Raw genomic sequence first — 25,548 nt, 5'->3', positions numbered from 1 at the left:
CGATCCGTTTCGTTGGGCATCCCAACGATAGGAGATTGTCGTTGGGGAGTCCAATGAATTTGGGTAGGCTCGGTCCATGACGTCAGCCCTCGCGCACATCCAGTCCCTGCCGACCTGGCTGGTCGGCCGCGTCGCGGCGCGGGGCAGGGGGCTGGTCGCCGAGGCGATCGCCGCGGAGGGGCTGAAGCTGATGCAGCACGCGGTGCTGGCCGCGACCGCCGAGTACGGTCCCGTCGCGCAGGCCGACCTGGGGCGCCGGCTCGCGGTCGACCCCAAGGACATGGTCGGCATCCTCAACCACCTCCAGGAGGCGGGGCTCGTCGAGCGTGCCCCGGACCCCGCCGACCGCCGCAAGAACGCGGTCACGGTCACCGCCGAGGGCGAGGCCGTCCTCGCGCGCTGCGCGGTGCTGGCCGAGGCGGCCAACGCCGAACTGCTGGCACCGCTCGGCCCGGCCGACCAGCGCCGGTTGACGGCTCTGCTGACCCGGCTCCACGAGGCGCCGTGAGCGAGGCGGGTCCGCCGGAAGGGGCGTGACCCGGGTGGGGTGTGCGGCGGGCGTGCTGCCCGGCGATCCCCCGCGGTGATCCCCCGCGCGGTGTCGGTGGCGGTGGCGGTGGCGCGCCGGGCGAGGGAACGCGCCGGGGTGGAAGCGCCTGGGCGTACGCCGCTCGGTGGCGGGTGCGCCCGCGCGCCGGGGGGTGTTTCGGCGTCGTCCGGGTTCGTGGGCGGGGCCGGGGGCAGACTGGTGGGCCGGATCGCAGGGCGGAGGGGGACCCCGATGACCGAGCCGTCACCCGGGGCCCAGGCCGTGCCGCCGTCGCACGGCTCCGCGGGAGAACCGCCGGACGGCGGCACGGCGTCCGATGCGGACACCGGGGCCGGCACCGGCACTGAGGCCGGCACCGGCACCGGGGTGCCGTCCGAACAGCCTCCGGAACCTCCGTCCGAGCAGATGCGGTGGGAGATCCCCGGCGGTCGGCTGCTCGACGCCGGCCACGCCATCACCCTGCGCGCGATGGCCCGCCGGCTGCCCCAACTGATCAGCCGGGCGCTGCGGATGGCCTGGCAGGTGGACCGCGGGGCGGTGACCGCGCTGCTGGTCTGCCAGGTGCTCTCCGGCGTGCTGGAGGCCGTCGGCCTGCTCGCCGTCACCGGCACCATCACCGCCGTGATCGCCTCGGGTCACATCACCGAACGCCTGCACCAGGCCGTGCCGTCGATCGTGTTGCTCGCCTCGGCGGCGGGCATCCGGGCGGTGCTGGGCATCGCGGTCGGCGGACTGTCCACCCGGCTGGCCCCGCGGATCGCCCGCGAGGCGGAGCTGCGGCTGCTGGACGCGGCGACCCACGCGGAACTGACGGCATACGACCACCCCGGGTACAACGACCGCTGGGACGCGGCCGATCGCGGTGTCGAGGTCTCGCAGGACCTGCTCAACCAGTCGCAGAACATCCTCGCCGCGGCCGCCTCGCTGGTCGCCGCGGCTGCCGTGCTGACCTCCGTGCACCCGCTGTTGCTGCCGCTGCTGCTGCTCGCGGCACTCCCGCAGGCGGTCGCCGGGGTGCGGGCCGCCCGTCTGAACTACCTCGCCTCGCTGGACACCATGGGCGACCGGCGCCTGCTCGGGCTGCTGCGCTGGCACCTGGTCGACAAGGACAACGCCGACCAGATCCGCTCCGGCACCATGGCCGACTTCCTGCTCGGCAAGTACCGCGCCGCCGGCGCCCGGGTGGACGCCGCCACCGACCGCGCGGCCTGGCAGGCGGCCAAGACCTCGCTGATCGGCAGCCTCGTCGGGGGGCTCGCGGCCGGCGCGGTCTGGGCGGCGCTGATCGCCCTGATCGGCACCGGCCGGATCTCCGTCGCCTCCGCCGGCACCGCGACCTTCGCGCTGCGGTCGGTGGCGTCGGGGCTGCACGGCATCGTCGGCTACGGCGCGATCATCTTCCGCACCGGCATGTACCTCGACGACTGGTCCGGCTTCCTCGACGAGGCCGGCGGCCACCGCATCCGGCGCGGCGCGGCCGTGCCCACCGGACCGGTGACCGTACGCGCCGAGCACGTCGACTACACCTACCCGGACGCCGACGGGCCGTCCCTGCGGGATGTCACCCTCGAGGTGCGCCGTGGCGAAGTCCTCGCCCTGGTGGGGGAGAACGGCTCCGGCAAGACGACGCTCAGCAAGCTGCTCGCCGCGCTCTACCTGCCCACGGCGGGCGCCGTGACCTGGGACGGCGCCGACACCGACACCCTTGACGCGCAAGCGGCCTGGCGCCGGGTCGCGGTCGTGCCGCAGGACTACGCGCAGTGGCCGCTGACCGCCCGGGAGAACATCACCCTGGGCCAGGCGGTGCCGGGCGACGGGGCGTCGGACGCCGACGACGCCGTGCACTCCGCCGCCCGCGCCTCGGGCGCCGACGACGTGGTGGCCGCGCTGCGCTCCGGCCTCGACACCCTGCTCGCCCGCGAGTGGTGGGGCGGCCAGGAACTGTCCGGTGGCCAGTGGCAACGCGTGGCCCTGGCACGGGCGTTCCACCGCCGGGCGGGCCTGCTCGTGCTGGACGAGCCGACCGCCGCGCTCGACCCCCGCGCCGAACACCGCATCTTCACCGGGCTGCGCGCGCTCGCCGCCGACCGCGCCGTGGTCCTGGTCACCCACCGCCTGGCCAACGTCACCGTCGCGGACAAGATCGCCGTCCTCGACAAGGGCCGCCTCGTCCAGTACGGCACCTTCCCCCGACTCCGCGACGCCCCGGGCCTCTTCCACGACCTCTGGGTCCTCCAGAACGACCGCACCACCCTCCTCCCCACCCAGTCCGCGGCCGCGCCCGGTGAAGAGGCGGCCACCGGGAGTCAGTTGGGGGAGAGGCGGTAGAGGGACGCGGCGCCCGGGGGGAGGATGACGGCGAGGGTGGGGGAGGCGGGGACGGGGGTGTAGGCGGCGGTCGCGGGGGTGAAGCTCGCGACGGCCTTGACCTGGGCCGGGTCGACGCGGATCTGGACGGACGCGGGGGCGTCGGGGTCGCGGTTGACGACGAGGAGGTGGCGGGTGCCGTCGTCGGCGGCGCCCGGGGCCGGCTTGAAGAGCCCGAGGACGGCGGCGTCACCGGTGACCGCGGTGAGGCGGTCGCCCGGGGTGAACGCGGTGGTGCCGGGCGGCAGCGGGGTGTCGTTCGCGTGCTGCACGGACTCCGAGACGAGCGGCTTGAGTTGGCGGCCGACCGGCTGGAGCCAGCCGGTGTTCAGCGCGGTGGCGGCGTCGTAGAGCGGGGTGCGCTCGCCGTCGGTGGTGATCAGGGCCTGGGTGTAGCCCTCGCCGCGGGCCGGGTCGGGGGTCCAGTAGGTGAAGTACTGGATGCCCTTGCAGCCGTACGCCAGGCTGATGTTGACCTGCCACGCCAACTGCGAGGCGGTGGGCACCCGGTGGTTGTTGTAGCCGGTCGACTGGATGTAGGTCCACGCGGGCAGGCCGGACTTCAGCGACGCGGCGCGGACGATCGCCCAGGTGTCGAAGTAGTCGATGTCGATCCCGTCGGTGAGGATCGGGTAGCGGTCGAAGGAGATCAGGGCGGGCTTGACCGTGTCGAGGTAGCTCTGCACGAAGTCGGCGTAGGTCGCGCCGTTGCCGCGGTTGATGTTGGCGTACGGCAGCAGGGCCGGCGCGGTCTTGCGGACGATGCCGGTCAGCGCGCCGACGTTGGGGAACCGGGCGCGGGCGGGCTCGTCGTAGACGCTGAGGCCCGCCAGCGACGGGTGGTTCGCGTAGCTGCCCAGCGAGGTGCGCACCCAGGAGGCGGCGTCGGCCGTGGTGATCGACGACGGCACGGTGCGGTCGTCGGTGATCGTCAGGTACTGGGCGATCGCCTCGATCCGCGGGTCGCCCGCGACCACCACCTTCAGCCCGACCTGGTCCGCCATGCCCAGCGCGTAGCCCGCGCTGCGCGCGTCGAACTGGTAGTTGCCGGTGATCAGGAAGGTGAACCCGGCGTCCGTGATCTCCCGGTAGCGGGCGAGCGTCGTCTCGTACGGGTGCGGCGGCCAGAACAGGCCGATCGGGAAGTCCGGTCCCCCGGTGAGCGGCAGGTCCGCGCTCACGGCGTCCAGCGGCGCGTCCGCCGGGCCCGCCGCGCCCGCACCGCTCCTGGTGGCCGGGATGCCGCCCAGGCCCGCCGCGTCCGCGCGGCCGGCCGCCAAGCCGCCGGCCGCGAGCACCCCGGCACCCAGGCCGGCCGCCTGAAGCAGCGCCCGCCGGTTCACCCCGCGAGCCGATCCGTACGACGAGAGCTCCTGCTCCGGCATGCTCCACCCACTTCACTCGGAACCCGCGACCGACGACAGACACCCGCCCCGCCATCATGCAGACCCCGACCCCCGATATCCGCGCCGCCACGCCCCATTCGTCCGGTATGCCGTGCGCGGCTCGGGGCGGCCGGTCGGCGCGACCGCGTCACCGGCGCACCGCGTCGAGGCGGGCCACCTCCGCCGGGGTGAGGCGCAGCGCGCTCGCGGCGAGGTTCTCGGCGAGGTGGCGGGGGTCGCCGGTGCCGGGGATGGCGAGGACGTGCGGGCCGTGCTGAAGGGTCCAGGCGAGCCGGACCTGCGCGGGGGTCGCGCCGTGCGCGCGGGCGACGGCGAGCACGTCCTCGCTCTCGGTGCCGCCCGCGCCCGCCTGGCCGCCGGCGCCGGCGATCGCGTAGAACGGCACGTAGGCGACGCCCTGCTCGCCGCAGGCCCGGACGAAGTCGCGCTGCTCGGGCGCCGAGCCGACGCCGTACGCGTTCTGCACGCAGACCACCGGGGCGATCGCCCGGGCCTCGGCGAGCTGCGCGGGGCGGACGTTGGAGACGCCGAGGTGGCGGATGAGGCCCGCGGCGCGCAACTCGGCCAAGGCGCCGAAGCGTTCGGCGATCGAGTCGGTGCCGACGATCCGCAGGTTCACCACGTCGAGGTGGTCGCGGCCGAGTTGCCGCAGGTTCTCCTCGACCTGGCCGCGCAACTGCCCGGGCCCCGCGTGCGGCTGCCACCGGCCGGACGGGTCGCGGCCGGGTCCGACCTTGGTGGTGAGGACGAGGCCCTCGGGGTAGGGCGCGAGCGCGGCGTTGATCAGCTCGTTCGCCGAGCGCAGCGGCGAGAAGTAGAAGGCGGCGGTGTCGATGTGGTTCACGCCGAGCTCGACCGCGCGGCGCAGCACGCGGATCGCCTGGCCGCGGTCGCGGGGTGCCGCTCCGGCCGCGAACGCCTCGCCGGTCTGGGGCAGCCGCATCGCGCCGAACCCGATCCGGTGGACGGGAAGGTCGCCGAGCACCCAGGTGCCGGACGCGTCCGCGGTGACCGGGCGGGGGCGGGAGTCGGCGGGGCCGGCGGCGGTCGTACGGCCGGGGCCGTCGGGGCCGGCCGTGCTGTCGGTCCTGTCGGTCCTGTCGGTCCTGCCGGCCATGGAAGTGGCGGGTCCCGCGGGTGCCGGCTCCCCGGTCCCGCCCGCCGCCGGACCGGGCTCCCCCGCCGGCGCCGCGGAAGGAGCCGGGCCGGCCGGACCTGCCGGACCTGCCGGACCTGCCGGACGTTCCGGATTCGCTTCCGCGCTGCCCGAGGTCATGTTCTTCGAGGTCATGCCGGCATGCTCGCCGCGCACTAGGCTCGGTGCCAACGATTAAGGAATACCGAAATCCCGGAGGCCCCGATTCCCGCGGAACTGGCGTTCTCGACCAGCGATCTGGCGCAGACGCGGTTCGCCGTCTCGCCGATGTGGGAGGTCGGCACCAGCTTCCGGCTGCTGCGCTCGCGCGCGGCGCACGCCGTGCACCAGCCCTGGATCGACCAGGTGCGGCCGCGGGTGGCCGCCGCCGGGCTGGACCGCGGCAGGCTGGCCGAACTCATCCCGCCCGACGCGCCGGACGGCTACGTTCCGGACTTCCTCAACCCCGCGCCCGCAGGCCCCGCCCCCACCCTCGCGGCGGAACTGGCCCGGGTCCTCGCCGCACCCGCCGCCCAGGTCCGCCACGACCTCGATCGGCTCCGCGCGGCTCCGGGCGGTCTCGGCCCGCGCGCCCGCGCCCTGCACGCCGAACCGCGCGCCCAACTCCCGCCGCTCGCCGAGGAGATCACCGCCTACTGGGAGGTGGCGCTGGCTCCCTACTGGGCCCGGGTCCGCGCGGTGCTCGACGCCGACATCTTCCACCGCGCCCGCCAGGTCGCCGAGCACGGCGCGGCCGCGCTGCTCAACGACCTTCACCCCTCGGTGAGTTGGAACGACAGCGCGCTACGGCTCGGCCGCCGACGGCGGGCCCTGGCCCGGAACACCGCGGGCGCGGGGCTGCTGCTGATCCCCTCCGCCTTCACCGGTCCGGGCCCCCTCACCCTCGTGCGGCCCCCGGACCCGCCCCAACTGGCCTACCCGGCAAGGGGCGTCGGCACCCTGTGGGCGTCCCGCCCGGTGGTCCGGGGCGACGCGCTCGCCGCCGTACTCGGCCGGTCGAAGGCGCTGCTGCTCGCCGAACTCGACTCCCCCGCCTCCACCACCGAGCTCGCCGCCCGTACCGGCCTGTCGGCCCCCGCCGTCTCCCAGCACCTCACCGCGCTGCGCGACGCGGGCCTCACCACCGCGCACCGCACCGGCCGCAGCGTCCTGTACGCCCGCACCGCGACGGCCGAATCCCTCCTGGCCCCCTGAGCCCTGGCCCTCCTGAGTCCTGGCGCTCTGAGCCGTGGCCCCCTGAGCCCTGGGCGCCGAAACGGCGCGGACCGCGCCCGGGCCATGGCCCCGGCGCGGTCCGCGCGTTCGGCAGTGCAGAGCGGTCGCTCAGGCGAGGTCGAACCGGTCGAGGTCCATCACCTTGGTCCACGCCGCGACGAAGTCCGTGACGAACTTCTGCTTCGCGTCGTCGCTCGCGTACACCTCGGCCAGCGCGCGCAGCTCGGAGTTCGAGCCGAACACGAGGTCGGCACGGGTGCCGGTCCACTTGACCGCGCCGGTGGCGTCGTCGCGGGCCTCGAAGGTGGTCGAGTCCTCGGAGGTCGGCGTCCACGTGGTGCCCAGGTCGAGCAGGTTGACGAAGAAGTCGTTCGTCAGGGTGCCCGGGGCGTCGGTGAGCACACCGAGCTTCGAACCGTCGTGGTTGGCGCCCAGCACGCGCAGGCCGCCGACCAGGACGGTGGTCTCCGGAGCGGTGAGCGTGAGCAGGTTGGCCCGGTCGAGCAGCAGGTACTCGGCACCCAGCCGGTTGCCCTTGCCGACGTAGTTGCGGAAGCCGTCGGCGCCCGGCTCCAGCGCGGCGAACGACTCCGCGTCGGTGTGCTCGTCGGTCGCGTCGACCCGGCCGGGGGTGAAGGGCACCTCGATCGCGTGCCCGCCGTCCTTGGCGGCCTTCTCGACCGCCGCGGCGCCGCCGAGCACGATCAGGTCGGCCAGCGACACCTTCTTCGCACCGGAGGAGGCGTTGAACTCCTGCTGGACGCCTTCCAGGGCGCGCAGCACCGTGGCCAGCTCGTCCGGGTTGTTGACCTCCCAGCCGCGCTGCGGCTCCAGGCGGACCCGGGCGCCGTTGGCGCCGCCGCGCTTGTCGCTGCCGCGGTAGGTCGAGGCCGACGCCCAGGCGGCGGAGACCAGTTGCGGGACGGTCAGGCCGGTGCCGAGGATCTTCGCCTTGAGCGCGGTGACGTCCGCGGCGTCGATCGCCTCGTAGTCCGCCGTGGGCAGCGGGTCCTGCCACAGCAGGGTCTCCGCGGGCACCTCCGGGCCGAGCAGCAGCGACTTCGGGCCCATGTCGCGGTGGGTCAGCTTGTACCAGGCACGGGCGAACGCGTCCGCGAACTCCGCCGGGTTCTCGTGGAAGCGGCGGGAGATCGGCTCGTAGACCGGGTCGAAGCGCAGCGCCAGGTCGGTGGTGAGCATCGACGGCGCGATCTTCTTCGAGGCGTCGTGGGCGTGCGGGACGGTGCCCTCGCCGGCGCCGTCCTTCGGCTTCCACTGGTTGGCGCCGGCCGGGCTCTTGGTGAGCTCCCACTCGTAGCCGAAGAGGTTGTCGAAGAAGCCGTTGCTCCACCGGGTGGGCGTGCTGGTCCAGGTCACCTCCAGGCCGGAGGTGATGGCGTCCGCGCCCTTGCCGGTGCCGTAGCTGTTCTTCCAGCCCAGGCCCTGCGCCTCGATCGGCGCGGCCTCGGGGTCGTCGCCGACGGCGTCGGCCGGGCCGGCGCCGTGGGTCTTGCCGAAGGTGTGGCCGCCCGCGATCAGCGCCACGGTCTCCTCGTCGTTCATCGCCATCCGGCGGAACGTCTCACGGATGTCGCGGGCCGCGGCGATCGGGTCCGGGTTGCCGTTGGGGCCCTCGGGGTTGACGTAGATCAGGCCCATCTGGACGGCGCCGAGCGGGCTCTCCAGCTCGCGGTCGCCGGTGTAGCGCCGGTCGTCGAGCCAGGTGGTCTCCGGGCCCCAGTAGACGTCCTCCTCCGGCTCCCAGACGTCCTCGCGGCCGCCGGCGAACCCGAAGGTCTCCAGGCCCATCGACTCCAGCGCCACGTTGCCGGCGAGGATCAGCAGGTCGGCCCAGGACAGGCTCTGGCCGTACTTCTTCTTCACCGGCCACAGCAGGCGGCGGGCCTTGTCCAGGTTGCCGTTGTCCGGCCAGCTGTTGAGCGGGGCGAAGCGCTGCTGCCCGGCGCCGGCGCCGCCGCGGCCGTCGCTGATCCGGTACGTGCCCGCGCTGTGCCAGGCCATCCGGATCATGAACGGGCCGTAGTTGCCGAAGTCGGCCGGCCACCAGTCCTGCGAGGTGGTGAGCACCTCGGCGACGTCCTGCTTGACGGCCGCGAGGTCGAGGGTGCCGAACGCCGCGGCGTAGTCGAAGTCCTCGCCGAGCGGGTTGGCCACGGCGGGGTTCTTGGCGAGGATCTTCAGGTTGAGCCGGTCCGGCCACCAGCCGCGGTTCCCGCCGCCCTGGGTCGGGTGCGGGGCGCGGTCGTGCGCGACCGGGCAGCCTCCCGCGCCCTCCGTCTTGGCGTCCACGACGATCGCGTCGTTGTTGTGGGTGTTGTCAGACATGGAAATCCTTCCGGACCTGGCGGATCACGGTGCTCAGGCACTGCGGGCGGTGGAGGAGCCGGGGAGGCGGGACAGGGGAGCCGCGGAGCGCCCGGCGGAGCCGGAACGGCCCGGAAACCGCGGGTGAGCGGCTCGACGTCTGTGTCTCCTGCTCCTGCTCCTGCCGTGTCGGCGTCTCCTGCCGTACAGGGCGCTTCCTGGCCCTTGGCTGTCGCCGGAACCGATCCTACGATGGACGCAGTCCAAGTCAAGAAGGGGCCCAAGGGCATATCCGGTCAAATTCCGGACGCTCACTGGTAAAGTGCGGTCATTCCGCGATCCCGAATAGGTGAACCGACATGAGCGACCTGGTGGAGCGACTGCGGGCCCGCGGCTGGCGGATGACCTCCCAGCGGCGTGTCGTCGCGCAGGTGCTCGACGGCGACCACGTGCACCTCACCGCCGACGAGGTGCACGCCCGCGCCATCGCCCGCCTGCCCGAGATCTCGCGGGCGACGGTCTACAACACGCTCGGCGAGCTGGTCTCCCTCGGCGAGGTGATCGAGGTCGCCACCGACGGCCGCGCCAAGCGGTACGACCCGAACGCCCACCACCCGCACCAGCACCTGGTGTGCGCCGGCTGCGGCACCGTGCGCGACGTCCACCCCACCGGCGACCCGCTCGCCGCCCTCCCGGTCGAGGAGCGCTTCGGCTTCACCGTCTCCGCCGCCGAGGTCACCTACCGCGGGCTCTGCCCGGACTGCACGTAGCCGTACGCGCGCAGCTGCACGCAGGGCCCGGCCGTACGCGCAGCTGCACGCAGCGGCCCGGCCGTACGCTCAGCTCTCCAGGCGGACGGGCATCAGCACCGAGAAGGTGTCGTCGGTGTCGGCCCGCCGGATCGCCAGGGGCGCCGTGGGGGCGCCGAACTCCAGCACCAGCCGGTCGCCGGCCGCCGCGTCCAGGGCGTCCAGCAGGTATCGGCGGTTGACGGCGACCCGGCCCGGATCGTCGTCGCCGTCCGCGCAGACGGTCACCGCGGAGCCGTCCCCGGTCACCTTGAGGAGGCTCAGCTCCGCCCCCTGTCCCCCTCGCTCGCCCGCCGGCGCCTCGCCGGCGCGCACCGGGCCGGTTTCCACCGCCCGGCGGAAGGCCGGGGCGTCGACGGGGACGCGGGTGCCCGCCGGCAGCCGGACCAGCCGGCGGTAGTCGGGGAAGCCGTGGCCGAGACACTCGCCGGCCGCCTGGCGGCCCCCGGCTTCCAGGGCCACCTGGTCGCCGTCCAGGGCGAGTTCGACCTCTCCCGCGGCGGGCAGCAGCGCGCGCATCGCGTCGGCGAGCGGGGAGGGCACCACGAACCGGGCGGGCGGCCCGTCCTGAGCGGTGACGGCGGCCCGTGCGACGGCCAGCCGGTAGCGGTCGGTGGCCACGGTGTGCAGCGCCCCGTCCGCGACGTCGACCAGCACGCCGCCGAGCACGGGAAGGTCGGGGTCGGTGCCGGCGGCGAAGCGGACCGCGTCCAGCGCGGCGGCCAGGGCGGGTGCGGCGACGGTGAGACGGAGGGCCGTGGTGCGGAGCGGAGCCATGGGGTTCTCCCTGCGGTCGAGGAGTGCGCGGACCGTGGACAGCTCGCCGCGAGCCTCGGCCAGGCCCCGCTCCAGCCGGCGCACCTGCGCCCGGAGCAACCCCCGCACCAGGTCGGTGTCCGCACCGGACCAGCCGGCCAGCACCAGCCGGATGTCCGCCAGCGGCATACCGGTCCGGCGCAGCCGTGCCAGCAGTCGCGCCTCGTCGAGCTGCTCCGGGTCGTACCAGCGGTAGCCGCTGACCGGGTCCACCCGGGCCGGGGGCAGCACGCCCGCGCCGTCGTAGAACCGCAGGGCGCTCACGCTCAGTCCGCTGTCCCGGGCCATCTCGCCGATGCTGCGCATCTCGCTCTCCACTTCTGGAACTGTCGACCCTCGACATGGTCGAGGGTCAACCACGGCCGGCCGGAGCGAGGGCGCCGCGCCGCGCGGTCAGGAACTGGTGTCGGCGGTCCGCATGGACGCGACCGCCTCGGCGACGGTGGCCCCGTACAGGCCCAGCTTCGGCTTGAGCACCAGGGAACCCGAGCCGAGCCGGAAGTTGACGGTGTCGGCGTTCGGCATGTGGTCGCCGTTCGCCAGGACGTTCAGCTCGTCGATGCCGTCCACGGTCCCGGAGGTCGCGCCGCTGGGGTCGAGGTCGAGGACCGCGTAGGCGGTGTGCCCCGCGTAGACCGGGAAGGCCGGCGCGCCGCCGAGGCCGCTCGGGATGAGCGGCTTGACGGCCTTGCCGCCGTCCGCGGCGTGCGAGTCGTCCAGGGAGACCAGCGGGAAGTAGCTCAGGCCGCAGGAGGAGGCGCCGGTGTTGCGGACCTCGATCACCCGCTGGGTGGGCGCCGAGTCGCGGCGGGTCACGGTCACCCGCACCTGGCCCGCCGTGCAGGGGTGGGCGAAGGCGTAGCTGTCGCTGGTGGCGTGGGAGCCCGAGGTGCTGCCGCCGGAACCACCGGTGCCGCCGGAGTTGCCGGAGCCGGTCGAGCCCTTCGAGCCGGCCGAGCCGCCGGAGGAGGAGCCGCCGGACGTCGACCGGTCCGAGGGGGAGGCGGCGGGCGCGGAGGCCGACTCCTTGTCACCCGAGGCGACGGAAGCGGCACTCGCCTGCTGCGAGGGAGTCGCGTCACTCGCGGAGGTGGAACCGGACTGGCAGGCGGTGAGGCCGAGGGCGCTGACGAGGAGGACCGCGGAGGAGGTCAGGACGGATTTCACGTTCACGGTGGCATGCCTTCGCTGTGAGTGGTGGAGCGGTGGGATGCCGTAACTCTGCGCCGTGCCGCGTCCCGCGTTCGACAGTCTGGCCACAGTTGAGGGCACTGGAACCGTTCCACCCCCCTGAACTGCGAGAATGACGCTTCCTGGAATGTCGGCCCGGGACGAGCAAGAGGGCGGAATGAGCACATATGTCGAGGAGTTCGCGAGTCGGCTGCGCGAACTGAAGCACCAGTCGGGGCGTACGTACGGTGCGCTCGCCGCCCGGACGCACGTGAGCACCTCCACCCTGCACCGCTACTGCAACGGCGCCGCGGTCCCCACCGAGTACGGCCCCGTGGAGCGGTTCGCGCGGCTGTGCGGTGCGGGTCCGGAGGAACTGGTGGCGCTGCATCAGCTGTGGCTGCTGGCGAGCGCGGAGCGGCGCCGCGAGCAGTACCGCACGTCTGCCGCGCCGGCCGGGCCGGAGCCGGCGGCGCCCGGATCGGCCGCACCCGGATCGGCCGCACCCGCCGACGTCCCACCGGACGGCGCGGACGAGGCGGCGCCTCCGGACGCGGCAGGGCCCGGCGCTACGGGAGTGGCCGCGGCGGGGGTGGACGGCTCGGGGGTGGACGGCGCGTCGCGAGTCGTGGAGCCCGGCGACGCGGGAGCGGGCATATCGGCGCCGCACCCGCCCGCCGCCCCTGGTCCGCCCGAGGCGCCCGGACCGCCCGGTCCGCCCGAAGCACCCGAGTTGCCGGACCTGGCCGAGCTGCCCGAGGCCGGCGGCGAGCCCTCCTCGTCCTGGCGGCGCCGGACCAGGGTCGCGGTGGGAGCCGCCGCCGCGATGGCCGCGGTGCTTCCGCTGGTGCTGCACTCCGCGCACGGCGCCGACCGCGGCGCTCCCGCCGCCTCGCGCCCGCGGACCACGGCCGCGGCCGTCGTCGGCGCCCCCGCCGCGACCACCACGACCACCGCGCCGGCGAGCCCCGCTCCCACCACGACGGCGTCCGGCCGGAAGGCCGGCGCGCCCTCCCGATCCACCGCGCCCACCACGCCGCCGGCCGCGGGCAGCTCGTCACCGCCGGTCCAGGTGACCGTGCTGTCGGACAACTGGGACACCCAGTGCGGCCAGTGGTTCCTGCTGCGGCAGCCGCCGGGCAAGGTCCCGCCCCCGCCGTCACTCCAGCAGGACGACGCGTGGGCCGGCGCGCTCGGCGGCGTACCGGCCGGGGACCTGCGGCTCCAGGTGACCGCGCAGAGCGTGTCCGGGCAGCCGGTGGTGCTGCACGCGCTGTACGTGCGCGTCGTCAGCAGCACGGCCGCGCCGAAGGGGAACGGCTACACCCCCGGCTCGGGATGCGGCGGCGGCCTCGAACCGGCGTCGTTCGCCGTCGACCTCGACACGACCGCTCCGCGGGCCCGCCCGGTGCGCGGCTACGTGGACGACGGCTCGACGCCCGTGCTGTCCACCTTCCCCTTCCAGATCGCCCGCGACTCGCAGGTCCTCGACGTGGACGCGCACACCTCGGACCGCGACGTCAGCTGGTACCTGGAACTCGTCTGGACCTGCGGCGACCGCCAGGGCACCCTGCGGGTCGACGACCACGGCAAGCCCTTCCGCACGGTGGGACTGAAGAACGACCCCACCTACTTCTACGACGGCAGCGCCTGGTCGCCGTCGACCCCGCAGAGCTGACCACGCCGAGGGCCGGCCGATCGCGCACCCGCGACCGGCCGGCCCCGACGTCACCTGGCGGGACATCTCACCCGGCGGGACAGCTCACCCGGCGCGCGATCTCCGGGTGTGCGACCTCACAGGGTGTGGGACGTCAGCGTGTGGTGGCCCGGGCCGACATGGCCCACGCGGACGGTGGTGCCGTCGGCGCTGACCTGCGCGCCGCCCACCGCCCGGGTGCCGTTCCAGACCGTACGGCCGTCGAGTGCGACCCGGACCTTGTGCCCGCCGGTCGGGACCGCGAGTTCGCCGACGGTGCCGCGCGGGGCGCTGGCGGTCAGCGTGAAGCCGTGCGCCGAGGACCGCCAGGAGGCGGTGATGGCGCCGTGCGGGGTCGGCACGCTGCCCTGCGCCCAGGTCAGGCCGCCGGGGGTGGGCACGATCGAGTAACCGGAGAAGCCGGCCGCGGTCGGCTGGACGCCCAGCACCTGGGTGGTCAGCGAGATCGTCGGGCCGGCCGCCCAGCCGTGCGCGAGGCTGGTGAACTGCGCGATACCGGGGTCGCCGTCGAGGTTCGCCTTCTCCCACAGCGTGCTGCCGGGGTCCTCGCTGAGCTGGTGGCCCCAGAAGGTCCGCATGAGCTGGAGCGCCTGCTGCTGCTCGGCGCCGCTGGGATCGGGCACGTCCAGGCGCGCGCTCGCCTCGAAGCCGCTGGGCAGCGGCTCGTAGAAGGGCTGGATGGAGGCGTTGGGGGTGCTGGGCGAGACGGTCAGCGAGCCGTAGGTGCTCCAGTTGTTCTTCCGCAGGTACTCCATGGCCCGCGCGGACCGGTCGCTGCTCGCGATGCCGGTGAGCACGGCGGCGGCGTTGGCGTCCTGCGGGTACGCGGTCGGGATCTCGGTGGAGAGCCGGTAGGCGCCGGTCGAGGCGTCCCACAGCTGGGAGTTGATCGCGTCCTTCACGTCGCCGGCGCGGCCGGCGTAGGTACGGGCGCCGGCGGCGTCACCGCGGGAGGCGGCCAGCGCGGCCATCTCGTCGAGGTTCCGCTTGTACAGCGCGTTGACGTACGTCTCGTGGCCGCAGTCGCTGTAGCCGTAGTGGCCGCAGGAGTTGGCGCTCGCGAAGGAGATCAGCCCGGTGCCGTCCTGGCTGCGGACCGACTCCAGCCAGGCCATCGCCTTGGTCAACTGGGGCCACCACTTGGCCAGATACGCCTGGTCGCCGGTGTAGAGCCAGTGCTCGTAGTGGTTGTACACGAACCAGGTGACGTACTCGCCGTAGGTGCGGATCTCGTCCTGGTTGTGCGGGCCGACCAGGCTCTCGGCGGGCATGTAGCCGTCGGGGAGCTGCTGGGAGGCGAGCGAGGAGAGCGAGTTGTCGACGGCGGGCACGTCGTCGGTGCTGAGGTAGGTGACCGGGGCCTGGATGGCGAGGTCGCCCTGCCAGACCACCCGGTCGCGCTTGGCGCCGTCGAAGATGACCTCCTGCCCGGGGTCGGCCCCGGGCACCTGCGCGTCGGAGTGGTCGGCCTCGCCGGTCTGGTAGGGCCAGCTCTTGGCGGTGTCCGACATCCAGGTGTCCAGCTGGACGGTGTACGCGCCGCTGTACCAGATCTTGTTCAGCTCGTTGTCGCTGGACAGGAACCAGCCCTGGTACGCGGCGGGGTCGGACTGCTTGGGCGCCGCCGAGAAGTCGAGGGAGACCGCGCCGAGGTCGACCCAGCCAGGGCCGTCGAGGAAGACGGTGGCGTAGCGGAAGCCGCCGCGCAACTGGCTGTCGGTGAGGGTGGCCGGGAGCTTGGCCGGGTCGACGGTGAAGGTGTGGCTGTCGGCGTCGTAGGTGTAGGGCTGGCCCGGGTAGCCGTTCCAGATGTTGGCGGTGTCGCAGCCGGGAGCGACCGCGTCCTCGCCGTTGTTGCTCTGTGCCGGGGAGGCCGCGAACTGCTTCGACTCGCTGAAGCACACGTGCAGTCGGGGCGGGGTCTTCGACGCGCCGGCCACCCGTATCCGGATCTTGCCGCCCACGTCCTTGCCGAAGTCCAGGGTCACCAGGGGCGATTGGGTGCGGTCGCCGGAACCGGTCAGCCGCAGCGGCTTGCTGCCCTTGCCGAGCAGCGCCTTCGGGTCGCCCTGGACGGAGCCGCCCCGGGCCGAGACCGAGGACACCGAGACCGGTTCGACGACGTGGCCCCGGGGCGCGAGGACGTAGGGCCGCCAGTCCCCCTGCCGGGGCTGGTAGCCGGTGTCGGTCCACGGGTTCTTCGCCGGCTGCGCGCCGTGCGCGGGCTGCGCCGCCGCCGCGTTCACCGTCAGCATGCTGATCACAGTGACGCCGGCCGACACCGCGGCCAGCGTTCCTCTGTGCCTCGACAGGTGGATCATGGCCCCTCTTCCCGTTCCACACGCGTGACGGCGGTATGGCGCCCGCTGGTACGGCCCCACCGCCCACGATCCCGACTGAGACGATTCAATCCGCCAGCGCACGCTAGCCCCGGGGCTGCGTTCAATCAACAGTTCAACCAGGAATGATCTGCGCCGACGGGTGCGGCGGGTGTGAGCCGGGGGCGGCCGGACCGATTGAAAGCTTCAAGTGGCGGGCTCCGCGGCGGACGCGCGAAGGGCGTTACGGCGTGCCTGTCGCTGGTAGGGCGCCGTGCTCTTCGGCGTCGGCCGACAGGGCGCGCAGCGCCTTCCGGGTGGGGGAGTCCGGCTCGGCCGCGTAGAGCAGGAGGGTCAACTCGTCGTCCGGCGGCGGCAGGCGCATCGCCTGGAACTGCAACTCCAGCAGGCCGTGCCGGGGATCGATGACGCGCTTGACGCCGTACGTCTTCTCCTCGACCTCCTGCGACTCCCAGAGCCGGGCGAACTCCGGGCTGCTTTCGAGCAGTTCGCCGACCACGTGGCACAGCCGCACGCTGTCCGGGAAGCGGCCGGCCTCGGCGCGGAGCACGGCGACGATCTCGCGGCGGACCTGCGCGACCTCCGGGTGGCTGGCCTCGACGTCCGCGCGGAGGAACATCTGCTTGGCGATGTTGCGCTCGCCCGGGGGCAGCCGGGCGAAGTCGCAGCCGATCAGCCCGCCCAACCGGTTCCACGCCAGGACGTCCATGGCCCGGCCGTAGACCACGGCCGCGACGCCGTCCATCGCGTCGATCATGACCCGCAGCCCGGGCCGTACGACCTGCGGGGCCTCCTCCCCGACCTGGCAGCGGGTGGTCGCGGCGTGCGCCGCGCGGTGCGCGACGTTCCGCAGGTATTCGTGCTCGGCCGCGGTCAGCCGCAGCCCGCGGGCGAGGGAGTCGAGCACCTCGGGTGAGACGTTGCCGCCGCGGCCCTGCTCGATGCGGGTGTAGTACTCCACGCTGATCCCCGCCAGGTGGGCGGCCTCGTCACGGCGCAGCCCGCGCACCCTGCGGCGGGTCCCGCCGGGCGGCAGGCCGAGCCCGGCCGGGTCGAGAGCGGCCCGGCGGGCCTTGAGGAACGCGTTGATCTCCGGCTCGGCGTGCATGGCCCCATTCTCCGGCATGCCCGGTCCGGCCCGCCCAGCCAGGCCCCGCGGGTACCAGCCTCGGCCCGGTCTGGTCGCCGCCCGGCCCGACCGGCAGGGTCGAACCCGGGTCCGGCGCAACGGAGTTCGCCACCAGGCTCATCCGGCCCACCCCGACACCGGACCCACCCGAACACCCCGACCCACCGAACCACCCGAAGGCAGGCACCCCATGGATCGCAGGACACTCGGCGGCACCGGCATCTCCGTCAGCGAGTTCACCCTCGGCGCGATGATGCTCGGCGCGTGGGGCACCAAGGACCACGACGAGGCCGTCCGGATCGTGCACACCGCGCTCGACGCGGGCATCAACACCATCGACACCGCCGACATGTACTCCGACGGCGAGTCCGAGGTGATCGTCGGGAAGGCGCTCAGAGGCCGCCGGGACGACGTGGTGCTCGCCACCAAGTTCCACTACGGGATGGGCCAGGACGCCAACCACCGCGGCAACTCCCGCCGTTGGATCGTCCGCGCGGTCGAGGACAGCCTGCGCCGGCTCGGCACCGACCGGATCGACCTGTACCAGGTGCACCGCCCCGACCCGGACACCGACATCGACGAGACCCTGTCGGCACTGTCCGACCTGGTGCGTTCCGGCAAGGTCCGGGCGATCGGCACGTCCACCTTCCCGGCCGCGGAGATCGTGGAGGCCCAGTGGGTCGCCGAGAAGCGCGGCCACCTCCGCTTCCGCGCCGAGCAGCCGCCGTACTCGATGCTGGCCCGCGCGGTCGAGCGGGACGTGCTGCCCGCCGCGCGGAAGTACGGCATGGGCGTCCTCACCTGGAGCCCGCTCGCGGGCGGTTGGCTGTCGGGCAGGTACGGCGGCCCCGACGGCGCGGACCCCGCCGAGGCCACCCGCTCCGGCTTCCTGCCGCAGCTCTTCGACACCGGGCTGCCCGGCAACGCGGCCAAGCTCGCCGCGGTCACCGAACTGCGGAAGGTGGCCGCCGACGCCGGGCTGACCCTGCCCGCGCTCGCCACCGGCTTCGTGCTCGCGCACCCCGCGATCACCTCGGTGATCATCGGCCCGCGCACCCGCGACCAGCTCACCTCGCTGCTGGACACCGCGGGGACGGTGCTCAGCGGCGACGTCCTCGACCGTATCGACGCGATCGTGCCGCCCGGCACCGACCTCAACCACGACGTCACCCACTACGACCCGCCCGCGCTCACGGACAAGGAACTGCGGCGCCGGCCGCCCGCACGAATCTCGATCGGGTGACTTCGGCCGCTGCGCCTGACGGGGCCGCCAGCCATGGCGGTCCACCATGGTGACAGTACATTTCCGCCGAACGAGGAGAAAACGACCGATGCGACGGGGTCCCCTGGCCGGCCGCTATCCCGCGGTGGCGGCGATGGTCGTGTTCGCCCTGGTGCCGTTCCTGGCGCTCTCGGCGGCGCTGAGCAGCATCACGCCGCTGATCGCGAAGGACCTGCACATGAGTGCGGAGGCGCTCAGCGTGACGTCCGGCATGGCCAACGCCGGGTACGCGGTCGGCACGGTGCTGGCCGTCCAGTTCGCCCAACTGCTGCCGCAGCGCCGGATGCTGCTGGTCTACGGCAGCGCGCTGGTGGTCGGCTCGGTGCTCACCGCGGCGGCGACCGCCCCGGCGATGTTCGTCGTCGGGCACGTCCTCCAGGGCCTGTGCACGAGCCTGCTGCTGATCGCCGCCGTGCCGCCGCTGATCATCGGGTATCCGGCGGCCCGGCTGCGCACGACCGCCGTCGTGATGAACATGTGCATCTTCGGCGCGGTCGCGCTCGGGCCGGTGCTCGGCGGCGTCCAGGCGTCCGCGCACGGCTGGCGGCCGCTGTTCTGGGCGATCGCCGGCGTCGCGGTGGCGGCCCTGGTGCTGTCGTTGCTGACCTACCAGGAGGTCCCGCCGGCCGCGCCGGACGCACCCATCGACTACATCGCCCTGTGCCTGGCCACCGTCGGATGCGTCTCCGCGTTCTTCGGCGCCTCGGAGCTGACCGCCCACCGCTTCGCCGAAGCCCGCACCTGGGGGCCGCTGATCGGCGGGCTGCTGCTGATCGTCGTCCTGTTCGTCCACGAGTACACGAGCAGGCATCCGCTGCTGTGCGTGCAGAGCCTGCTCAGTACGCTCCCGGTCGCCGGGATCGTGGCCGCGATCTGCGCGGCGGCCGCGTCGGTGTCGGCGATCTCGCTGACCCAGATCTCGCTCGCGCACCGGACCACGCCGCTGCACCTGGGGCTGGTCTACCTCCCCGAGTTCGGCGGCGCGGTACTCGCGGCGCTGTTCTTCGGCGCCACGTTCCACACCCGCCTGCTGCACTACTTCGTCCTCGTCGGCCTGCTCTTCCTGGCCGCCGGCGTCCTGGTCATGAACGCCGCCGCCCCGCCGACCTCCACCCTCGTCGCGGTGGGCTCGGGCCTGGTCGGTGTCGGGGTCGGCGCCTCGGTCGTCCCCGCGCTGTTCATCGCGGGCTTCTCGCTGCGCTCCAGCAACGTGCAGCGGGTCTTCGCGATCGTCGAACTCGTCCGCGCGGTCGCCGCGTTCCTGATCGCCCCGGTGCTGCTCTACGTCGCCGCCACCGTCGGCGCGAACGCGGACTCGGGCACCAGGACGGCGCTGTGGATCTGCTTCGGGATCTCCCTCGCGGGCGCGCTGATCGGTGTGGCCCTCTACTACCTCGGCCGGGTCCGCCCGCCGACCCCCTCGGTCGACGGCTGGCTCAGCGGCGAGCGCACCGGCTGGGACTCCCCGCCCCTGCTCGCCCGCTTCTCCCGCTTCGCCCGCGCCGGCGGGGACGACGACCCCTGCCCGTAGCTCTGGGCGGTCGCGGTTTTCGGCGCCCCCGGGGGCCGCGTGCGTACGACGCCGCGGCACCCGGGCGCCCGTGCTGCTTACGGGTGGTAGATCTCCTCCATGGCGGTGACCTGGTTCTTGCTGTTGACGCGGTAGTAGAAGTCCGCGTTGGTCAGCTTGTGGGAGACCAGCCAGCGCGGGGCGACCTTGTGCGGGGACGTGTCGACGTTGAGGTTGAGGACCTTGACGGAGGCGGTGGACGGGACGACGAGGGAGCGGGCCGCGCCGCTCGGCGTGTAGACGACGTCCTCGTCGTTGTGCGTGTTCACCTTGCAGGTCTCCGGGGTGACGCGCACCGTGACCTTGCCCTTGACGAGCTTGGCGGAGTGGTACGCGAAGAAGTGGTCGTAGCCCTTCGGCTTGTAGCACGCCTTCCAGTTGCCGGCCGCCGCCGCGGACACCTGCACGGACTCCTTCGCCACGGCGCTGACCGCCTTGGCGCCGCCCGTCGGCGTGCCCGAAGCGGCGTAGGACGACCCGCACGCGGTGCCGAGGAACACGGCGGCTGAGCCCAGGACGACGGTGGTGAGCGCGAAACGGCGGTTCATGTATTTCCCCTATGCGACGGTCTGGTCATGTGCGTCGACTGACACTCATGAGGAGGGTGAGCCGTCGGAAGGGGTTTCCACGGAGCGTTCCCTGTGACGAGACGGTGACCACTGTCATACGACCGCGACGAACACCCGCGCGAACGTCAGGCGGGGGTGTGGGCGGGCGGCCGGGTTCGGGTGGTCAGGGAACGGAGGCTGATCGCGTGGACGACCTCGGCCACGCCCAGGACGATCAGCCAGATGCCGGAGACGATCGTGAGGGCGGTCAGCGAGCCGAAGGGGGAGACGATCAGCACGATGCCCGCCACGAGCGTGATCGCGCCGAAGAACACCTGCCAGCCGCGGGCCGGCAGGTCCTCGGTGGAGACCGCGACGGCGACCATCATGATCCCGCGCAGCAGCCAGCCGAAGCCGATCCACAGCGCCAGCAGCAGCAGCGACTCCGCGGCGCCGCGGAAGCAGATCAACCCGAGCAGCACGCTCAGCGCCCCGGTGACGAAGGACAGCGCCCGCATGCCGCCGGGCACGTGCGGGCCGAAGGCGCCGGCCAGCTGGAGGACGCCGCTCGCCACCAGGTAGACGCCGAACAGGATGCCCACCACCAGCAGCGTCGAGTGGGGCCAGGCGAGGACGATGACGCCCAGGGCGATCGCGGCGATTCCGGCGGTGAGCAGTACCTGCCAGGCGGATCGGGCGAGCGCGGCGAGCGCGCCTCCTGGGACATCGCCGGAGAGATGGGTCATGGCACTCCGCCTTTCGCGCACCGGCCGTGACGGGCCAGGGGTCGTTCCACCGTCGCACGACCGCCGGAAGCCCGCAGGTCGAGGCGGTGCGGGGGCCGTGCGGCCCCGGCCGGCTCAGACGGCGAAGAGCAGGCCGGCGCTGATCAGGAGGGTGACGGCGGTGGCGAAGTGGATGCCGAACGCGACCGCCCGGGTGCCGCCGTGGCGCAGCACTATCAGGGTGTCGCCGAGCGGCAGCAGCGCCACCACCAGCATGAACCAGGCTTCGGCACGGGCGCCGACCAGGATCAGCAGCACCAGGCCGAGCACGCCGTACGTGCCGTCCCGAACGCCCTTGACGGTGAGGAAGGCGGCATCGCCGTCCGGCTTGGCGGGCACGCCGTAACCGGCGGCGGCCGGCCGGGGCTGGAGCAGGAACCGGGCTCCGATGAAGACCACGAAGAGGTTGAGGACGACGGCGAGGGTGTACGCGGTGGCGGTCATGGCGCATCTCCGTTTCAGCGATTCTAGCGGTGCTAGCGACAGGAATGAAGCTAGCAGATCGCTGGCACGGATTCTAGCGATGCTAGAATCGGGTCATGTCGATCCAGACGCGCCGGGAGCGCGAACGAGCGGAGCGCGAGCAGCTGATCGTCACGACCGCGCGGGAGCTCGCGGAGGCGGAGGGCTGGGACGCCGTCACCACCCGGCGGCTCGCCACCGAGATCGAGTACAGCCAGCCCGTCCTGTACAGCCACTTCAAGGGCAAGGGCGCCATCATGGCCGCCGTCGCCGTACAGGGCAGCGCCGAACTCGCCACCGAGCTACGGGCGGCGCGCACCGCGGCCCACGGCGCCCGCGCGGCGCTCACCGCGGTGGGGGCGGCGTACACCTCCTTCTCGCGGCAGCGCCCGGCGCTCTACGACGCGATGTTCACCCATGCCGTCGAACTGCCCTTCGCCACCCCGGAAGCCCCCGCCGCCCTGCACGACGCCTTCGGTGAGATCCTCCGGGCGGTCCGGCCGCTCGCCGCCGGCGACGACCCGGGCGTCCTCACCGAGACCTTCTGGGCCGGCCTGCACGGCCTGGTCACCCTCACCCGCAGCGGCCGACTCCCCGAACCCGCGCGCGCCCACCGGCTTTCCCTGCTGATCGCCCGCTTCGCCCCCGCACCGGACTGACCCCGCCCGCGGAACGCGCCGTTCGCGGAACGCGCCGTTCGCCGGTCCGCCCGTTCGCCGGTCCGCCCGTGCGGCGTTGGCCGGTGCGGCGAACTTCCCTTGTCCGCAGGGCCGTTCACGGCTGCCGCGTCGGCTGTCAGGGGCCGATGAAGCGGACCGTCTCCGTCATGTCCGCGCGGTCCGTGCGCAACGGCGGGACGCGGTCCTGCTCGTGGCCCACGGCGAGGCCGCACAGCAGGACGAGGCCGTCGTCGGCGCCGGTGGTCTCGCCGACCGTCCTGCGGTACATCGTCCACATCACCTGGGGGCAGCTGTGCAGGCCCTCCGCCCGCAGCAGGAGCATGACCGTCTGCAGGTACATCCCGGCGTCGGCCCACTGTCCGGGGCCCATGGTCCGGTCGAGGTAGCAGAACAGGACGACCGGGGCGCCGAACGCCGCGGAGTTCAGGGTGGCGATCTTCGCGGGGCGGTCCGCGTCGTCCCGCGCGATGCCGAGCGCGGCGTACCGCTGGGCGGCCGCGGCGGCGAAGCGGTCCCGGTAGGGCGGAACGAGTTCGGCCGGGTACATCGGATACTCCCGGTCGTCGCCGGGGTCGCCCGCCCGGGCCCGGGCCGTCGCGCGCCGCTTGAGCGCGGCCAGCGGCTCGCCGGTCACGACGTACACGCGCCAGGGCTGGAGGTTCCCGCTCGACGGCGCCCGCGTCGCCGCGGCCAGCACGCGTTCGAGCGCGTCCCGGGCCACCGGTTCGTCGCTGAACGCCCGCACGGCCCGGCGGCTGTCCACGGCTTCGTACACGTCCACGTCCGCACGTCCTCCCGCTCGGCGACGGCTGTCCCCGTATCCCCGTACCGTGCGCGACCGTATACGCCCGCGTACGAGGGGACTTCAGCGGGCGTCGTCACGGGGCGGGCGTCTTCACGGGCGGGCGCGCTCCCGGGGCCGCGCGTTCACGGGCCGGTGCGCAGCGGCGTGGCGAGCAGGGACGACAGGCGGCGCCCGAGCGCGGGGGTCAGCGCCTGGGAGTAGCCCTCGGCCATGTGGCTGTCGTCGCGGTAGACGAACGTGTCGGCGGCGACGACCGGGCAGGTGCCGGCGCTCGGGCACAGCCAGGGGCGCGGGTCGATGACGCCGACGTCCTGGGCGCCCGCCGCCGCCCGGGCCGCGGCCGCGACCACCGGCTGCTTCGCCGAGCCCGCCACGGTGTTCGCGCACCGCCGAAGGTCCAGCGGGTAGGCCGCCGCGCAGTCCACCGGGTCGCCCTTCGGCCAGGGCGTGTCCAGCAGGGCCACCACGCGGGCCCCGGTGGCGCGCAGCGTCCGGAAGGTGCGGGCGTACCCGTCGGTCCACTGCCGCAGCGGGTCCTTCGCGCGGGCGGCGGGCGTGGCCGAGTCGGAGGACGAGGTGACCACCAGCCAGGGGTGCGACTCCGCGATCCTGGCCAGCGCGTGGGCGCGCCAGGTGTCGCAGGAGGTGTACGTCCCGCTGCCCCGCTTGACGGGCACGTCGGCCACCTTGCAGGACGCCTTGGTCAGCGACACCAGCTTCCAGTGGTTCGCGCGCGCCAGCCGGTCCATCGGCTCGAACCACTGCGCCGCGTGCGAGTCGCCGAACAGCACGACCACCTTCGTCGAGTCGAGGTCCCCGTACGCGCACTCCGGCGAGTCGGTCGCGTCGTACCCGACATGGCAGTCGTCCTGGTAGACGGGCGACCGGACCGAGGTGACCTGCTCCAGCCGCGGCGTGAGGTTGCTCGGCAGCGCGTCGTTCGGCGCGGCCAGCAGCCGCGCCAGGCTCGCCTCGGGGTCGGGCGCCGCCGCCAGCGTGCCGGCGAGCGAGGGCGCGTGCCCGCGGGTGGCGATCGCCGGCGGGAAGAGCTGCGCCACCAGCGACACCGCCACGGTGCCCGCGGTGATCCCGAGCCCGACCGCCAGCGACCGGCGGGGGCGGGCGCGCAGTGCCCGGTGGAAGCGCACCGGGTTCTCCACCAGCCGCATCGTCACCCAGGCCAGCGGCAGCGCGACCGCGGACAGCGCCAGCGCCAGGCGGACGGACCCGGGCCGGTGCAGCGCGGCGGGGCCGATCACCAGCAGCGGCCAGTGCCACAGGTACCAGCCGTACGAGAGGCCGCCCAGCCACGTCGCCGGGCGCAGCCCCAGCAGCGCCCCCGCGCCGGCCCGTCCGGCCGCGCACCCGCCGCCGACCACCGCGACGGCGGCCAGCACCGGCAACAGGGCGCGGCTGCCGGGGAAGACGGTCGCGTCGTCGAACCGGAGGGCCGCGTAGCCGATGCCCGCCAGCCCCGCCCACGTCGCCGGCGCGGCCACCCACCACGGCAGCCGCTCCAGCCGGCCGGCCGCCAGCGCCACCAGCGCGCCCGCGCCGAGCTCCCAACCCCGCGTCTGCGGGCCGAAGTACGCCCACGACGGCGAGTCCGCGGTGGTCGTCACGCTCCACCACAGCGACACCAGGCAGAGCGCCCCCAGGGGTACCGCCAGCACGGCCGGCGGCAGCGCGAACCGGCGGGCCAGCCTCCAGCCGGCCAGCAGCAGGAGCGGCCACACCAGGTAGAACTGCTCCTCCACGGCCAGCGACCAGAAGTGCTGGAACGGCGAGGGCGGGCTGTTCTGCGCCAGGTAGTCCGTGCCGGTCGCCGCCATCCGGATGTTCACCGCGTACAGCGAACTGCTCAGCGCGTCCGCGACGTACTGCCCGAACCGGGCCTTGTACAGGTAGAGCCAGCTCCCGGCGAGGGTGGCGACCACCACGAGCGAGGAGGCGGGCAGCAGCCGCGTCATCCGGCGCCCGTAGAACGCGGGTATGGACAGGCCGCCGGTCGAGGACAGCTCGCGCAGCAGCGCCGAGGTGATCACGAAGCCCGACACCACGAAGAAGACGTCCACGCCGACGTATCCGCCCGCGACGTGCCGCACTCCGGCGTGCGAGAGCACCACGAGCACGACGGCGACGGCCCGCAGCCCCTGGATGTCCCCGCGCAGGTCCTTCCGCGCGGGTGGGCTGCCGCTGGGGGAGCCGTTTCCGGAGCCGCTCCGGGTCTCGCTTCGGGTCTCGCTCCGGGTCTCGCTTCGGGTCTCGCGCGCTCGGCGCCGCTGCTCGGTGGCCGGGAAAAAGTTGCTCACGGGTGTACGACCGCCCGGCCGTCCCTTCGTTGCCCCGATCGCCAAAGCGTCACCGGCCCGCCGTTTCCCGTCCACCCGCCCGGCCGCCGTCCCCGCGGGCGAGGC

General features: G+C 73.8%; 20 protein-coding genes. 8 read left to right on the top strand and 12 right to left on the bottom strand.

All coding sequences use genetic code 11. From position 1 onward, the window contains the following. Positions 1-76: 76 nt before the first annotated feature. A complete protein-coding gene (locus tag AB0399_RS28605) occupies positions 77-508 on the top strand; it encodes a MarR family winged helix-turn-helix transcriptional regulator (protein WP_328466231.1) in 432 nt (143 codons plus the stop codon). Between the two features lie 273 nt (positions 509-781). Beyond that, a complete protein-coding gene (locus AB0399_RS28600) occupies positions 782-2,878 on the top strand; it encodes an ABC transporter ATP-binding protein (protein ID WP_366413317.1) in 2,097 nt (698 codons plus the stop codon). On the opposite strand, the gene AB0399_RS28595 is transcribed toward AB0399_RS28600, so the two are convergent. Both AB0399_RS28595 and AB0399_RS28590 read right to left on the bottom strand, forming a co-directional pair. Next, positions 2,857-4,302: a hypothetical protein gene (locus AB0399_RS28595; protein ID WP_329367359.1), complete on the bottom strand. Its 1,446-nt coding sequence runs from the start codon at positions 4,300-4,302 to the stop codon at positions 2,857-2,859. The genes AB0399_RS28600 and AB0399_RS28595 overlap by 22 nt on opposite strands. Before the next feature lie 148 nt (positions 4,303-4,450). After that, positions 4,451-5,440, bottom strand: a complete 990-nt coding sequence (locus AB0399_RS28590; RefSeq protein WP_366413316.1) for an aldo/keto reductase — start codon at positions 5,438-5,440, stop codon at positions 4,451-4,453. A 306-nt stretch (positions 5,441-5,746) separates the two neighbouring features. Here AB0399_RS28590 and AB0399_RS28585 point away from each other — a divergent pair, with 306 nt between their 5' ends. Beyond that, positions 5,747-6,673, top strand: coding sequence for a DUF5937 family protein (locus AB0399_RS28585; protein ID WP_366413315.1), 927 nt, complete (start codon positions 5,747-5,749; stop codon positions 6,671-6,673). Positions 6,674-6,802: 129 nt separating this feature from the next. On the opposite strand, the gene katG is transcribed toward AB0399_RS28585, so the two are convergent. Further along, complete coding sequence (gene katG / locus AB0399_RS28580; RefSeq protein ID WP_366413314.1) at positions 6,803-9,040, bottom strand: catalase/peroxidase HPI; 2,238 nt, start codon at positions 9,038-9,040, stop codon at positions 6,803-6,805. 338 nt (positions 9,041-9,378) lie between these two features. Here katG and AB0399_RS28575 point away from each other — a divergent pair, with 338 nt between their 5' ends. Next, positions 9,379-9,789 carry a Fur family transcriptional regulator gene (locus AB0399_RS28575; RefSeq protein ID WP_328466221.1) on the top strand — a complete coding sequence of 137 codons (411 nt, stop codon included), beginning with the start codon at positions 9,379-9,381 and terminating at the stop codon, positions 9,787-9,789. Between the two features lie 69 nt (positions 9,790-9,858). Here the strand turns inward: AB0399_RS28575 and AB0399_RS28570 are convergent, their stop codons facing one another. Next, positions 9,859-10,962, bottom strand: coding sequence for a MerR family transcriptional regulator (locus AB0399_RS28570; protein WP_329367368.1), 1,104 nt, complete (start codon positions 10,960-10,962; stop codon positions 9,859-9,861). A 75-nt stretch (positions 10,963-11,037) separates the two neighbouring features. Continuing rightward, entirely contained in the window at positions 11,038-11,817 is a 780-nt protein-coding gene (locus AB0399_RS28565; RefSeq protein WP_366413313.1) for a DUF4232 domain-containing protein, read from the bottom strand. Positions 11,818-11,992: 175 nt separating this feature from the next. Here AB0399_RS28565 and AB0399_RS28560 point away from each other — a divergent pair, with 175 nt between their 5' ends. Then, positions 11,993-13,492 (top strand): helix-turn-helix transcriptional regulator, encoded by a 1,500-nt coding sequence (locus AB0399_RS28560; RefSeq protein ID WP_366413312.1) that lies wholly within the window; start codon positions 11,993-11,995, stop codon positions 13,490-13,492. Between the two features lie 116 nt (positions 13,493-13,608). Here the strand turns inward: AB0399_RS28560 and AB0399_RS28555 are convergent, their stop codons facing one another. After that, positions 13,609-15,852 (bottom strand): alpha-L-rhamnosidase C-terminal domain-containing protein, encoded by a 2,244-nt coding sequence (locus AB0399_RS28555; protein ID WP_366413311.1) that lies wholly within the window; start codon positions 15,850-15,852, stop codon positions 13,609-13,611. Positions 15,853-16,093: 241 nt separating this feature from the next. Next, complete coding sequence (locus AB0399_RS28550) at positions 16,094-16,978, bottom strand: helix-turn-helix transcriptional regulator (protein WP_366413310.1); 885 nt, start codon at positions 16,976-16,978, stop codon at positions 16,094-16,096. Positions 16,979-17,189: 211 nt separating this feature from the next. Between AB0399_RS28550 and AB0399_RS28545 the strand changes: the two genes are divergently transcribed. Both AB0399_RS28545 and AB0399_RS28540 read left to right on the top strand, forming a co-directional pair. Next, the gene (locus AB0399_RS28545; protein ID WP_366413309.1) at positions 17,190-18,242 is read left to right on the top strand and encodes an aldo/keto reductase; all 1,053 of its coding nucleotides are present in this window, start codon (positions 17,190-17,192) and stop codon (positions 18,240-18,242) included. Between the two features lie 88 nt (positions 18,243-18,330). Further along, on the top strand, positions 18,331-19,812 hold the full coding sequence (locus AB0399_RS28540; RefSeq protein ID WP_366413308.1) for an MFS transporter: 1,482 nt from the start codon (positions 18,331-18,333) through the stop codon (positions 19,810-19,812). 77 nt (positions 19,813-19,889) lie between these two features. On the opposite strand, the gene AB0399_RS28535 is transcribed toward AB0399_RS28540, so the two are convergent. The 3 genes from AB0399_RS28535 to AB0399_RS28525 form a co-directional block, all read right to left on the bottom strand. After that, the gene (locus AB0399_RS28535) at positions 19,890-20,399 is read right to left on the bottom strand and encodes a hypothetical protein (protein WP_366413307.1); all 510 of its coding nucleotides are present in this window, start codon (positions 20,397-20,399) and stop codon (positions 19,890-19,892) included. Positions 20,400-20,545: 146 nt separating this feature from the next. Continuing rightward, a complete protein-coding gene (locus AB0399_RS28530) occupies positions 20,546-21,145 on the bottom strand; it encodes an HdeD family acid-resistance protein (protein ID WP_329367382.1) in 600 nt (199 codons plus the stop codon). A gap of 114 nt (positions 21,146-21,259) precedes the next feature. Next, the gene (locus AB0399_RS28525) at positions 21,260-21,628 is read right to left on the bottom strand and encodes a DUF4267 domain-containing protein (protein ID WP_366413306.1); all 369 of its coding nucleotides are present in this window, start codon (positions 21,626-21,628) and stop codon (positions 21,260-21,262) included. Between the two features lie 95 nt (positions 21,629-21,723). On the opposite strand from AB0399_RS28525, the gene AB0399_RS28520 reads away from it, so the two are divergent. Continuing rightward, positions 21,724-22,305, top strand: a complete 582-nt coding sequence (locus tag AB0399_RS28520) for a TetR/AcrR family transcriptional regulator (protein WP_328466193.1) — start codon at positions 21,724-21,726, stop codon at positions 22,303-22,305. Between the two features lie 136 nt (positions 22,306-22,441). On the opposite strand, the gene AB0399_RS28515 is transcribed toward AB0399_RS28520, so the two are convergent. After that, positions 22,442-23,107 (bottom strand): nitroreductase, encoded by a 666-nt coding sequence (locus AB0399_RS28515; RefSeq protein ID WP_366413305.1) that lies wholly within the window; start codon positions 23,105-23,107, stop codon positions 22,442-22,444. A 146-nt stretch (positions 23,108-23,253) separates the two neighbouring features. After that, positions 23,254-25,443: an acyltransferase family protein gene (locus tag AB0399_RS28510; RefSeq protein WP_366413304.1), complete on the bottom strand. Its 2,190-nt coding sequence runs from the start codon at positions 25,441-25,443 to the stop codon at positions 23,254-23,256. Positions 25,444-25,548 lie beyond the last annotated feature (105 nt).

The organism is Streptomyces sp. NPDC088194 (assembly GCF_040702025.1).
In the GTDB taxonomy this organism is placed as follows: domain Bacteria; phylum Actinomycetota; class Actinomycetes; order Streptomycetales; family Streptomycetaceae; genus Actinacidiphila.
This window is presented reverse-complemented; position numbering and strand designations above follow the sequence as displayed.